Origin of the sequence: Rhodococcus sp. G-MC3 (genome assembly GCF_030063335.1) — a bacterium.
Lineage (GTDB): Bacteria > Actinomycetota > Actinomycetes > Mycobacteriales > Mycobacteriaceae > Rhodococcoides.
Window position 1 is genome coordinate 1 of sequence record NZ_JASISW010000091.1, and the last position, 1,051, is coordinate 1,051.

The 1,051-nt window shown below is 60.0% G+C and carries 1 protein-coding gene and 1 pseudogene; both read right to left on the reverse strand.

The features are described 5' to 3' along the window. Window positions 1-225, reverse strand: a pseudogene (locus QMK17_RS26310) (NAD(P)(+) transhydrogenase (Re/Si-specific) subunit beta); the annotation flags it as partial. A gap of 77 nt (window positions 226-302) precedes the next feature. Then, window positions 303-1,051 (reverse strand): SDR family NAD(P)-dependent oxidoreductase (locus QMK17_RS26315; protein ID WP_336620191.1); only part of this gene is annotated, 749 nt, incomplete at its 5' end.

The following is a 1,051-nucleotide window of genomic DNA, read 5'->3' on the forward strand; positions in this document are numbered from 1 at the left end:
AGCACGACCGACCGCCTCGTCGACGTTCAGGATCGGCATGCCGTGGATTGGGCTGGAGGGATCGTTGCGTGCCGCCGGGTTGGTGGCGTCGTTGGCACCGATAACTGTGGCGACGTAGGCGGACGGAGAACTTGGCGTTGCGGTCGACCATTTCCTCATGGCGTCATCCTCGACATCGGCCTCGGTGAGGAGCACGTTCATATGCCCTGGAATGCGACCTCCGAGGCCCTTCGACACAGCTGGACTCGGCCTCCGGTTCGGGGTCGGTCGAGGGCCGAGTCCATCTGTGTCACGGTGTGCTGCTAGTGGGCGGTGTATCCGCCGTCTACGAGAAGAGTGTGGCCTGTGATCATTCGAGCGGCACCACCGGCCAAGAAAGCGACCGCTCCAACAATGTCCTCTGGTTCACCGAAACGTCCGACCGGGATTCTCGACAGCAGGGTTTCGCCCCATCCCGGCCTGTTCAAGGTGGACTCGGTGAGTTCTGTCCTGACGAAGGTCGGGGCAACCGTGTTGACCCGGATTCGGTGTTGCGCCCATTCGATCGCGAGTACTTTTGTGAGTTGATCGAGGCCACCTTTGCTGGCGCAGTATGCTGCTCGTTCTTCGATCCCGACCGTGCCGGCTTGGGAGCCGATATTGACGATGACTCCGGGACTGGCTCGGCTTATCCAGCGGCGCGCAACTGCTTGCGATAGGAAGAAGGTGCCCTTGAGATTCGTCGACATGACCGCATCCCATTGCTGCTCCGTTACCTCCAGAGCGGGTGATGGATAGTTCACTCCCGCATTGTTGACAAGTACGTTTACGGCTTCGGGCAAGGACGACATCAGGTGATCGATGGAGTCCTTGTTTACGATGTCCAGCACGAACCCACGGCGGCCCGTTTCGGCTTCGATCTGTTTCGCACCGAGTTCTGTGCGAGACGTGCCGTACACCACGGCTCCTAGTTCGGACAGGGCTGAGGCGATCGATTGCCCCAGGCCTCTGTTGGCCCCGGTAACGAGGACGTGACTGCCGTCCATGGAGAAAATGTTCATTGATCCACTAC